Origin of the sequence: Oceanospirillum linum (assembly GCF_001995095.2) — a bacterium.
In the GTDB taxonomy this organism is placed as follows: Bacteria; Pseudomonadota; Gammaproteobacteria; order Pseudomonadales; family Halomonadaceae; genus Oceanospirillum; species Oceanospirillum linum.
The window spans coordinates 1-459 of the sequence record NZ_MTSD02000079.1; the positions used below are offsets into that span (position 1 = coordinate 1).

The 459-nt window shown below is 47.9% G+C and carries 1 protein-coding gene; it reads right to left on the reverse strand.

Features of this window, described 5'->3' with window-relative positions:
* On the reverse strand, window positions 1-459 hold a 459-nt coding region (locus BTA35_RS18550; protein WP_238377631.1), incomplete at both ends, for a hypothetical protein.

A 459-nucleotide genomic window follows, 5' to 3' on the forward strand; every position in this document is an offset into this window, starting at 1 on the left:
GACCACTTGGGTCTGATCAGGATCACCATTTATATTCTCGCTCCCATACAACGGTAAAGTTTCGGCTTGCCGTGACAATCTCACTCTGAGCAAAGCGGTCGCAAACTTGTCTTCCTCTGCCATAGAAAACGCATCCAGTCGACCATTTCGCGTTTTCAACCATCGTCTTTTCTTCAGGAGAACGTCCGCCTTTTCATTCAGAAAGGTCACTACTCCAGTCTCGTCAAGGGCGAAAACTGATTGGTCCAAGGCGTTTAAGCTCGCAGCGCCCGCAAAGGACGCGCCACGAAATCGCTCGCTTTGCATTGTCAACTTAATGGTGCGTTGCAAGTGAGGAATCAACATGGCCGCAGCGCGCCTTTGGTGATCAGAAAAATGACCTTGTCCGGCCAAATGATTAAACACCAAATAGGCCGAAACTCCATCATTCCTTTGAATAAGGCACATTAAGATATATCT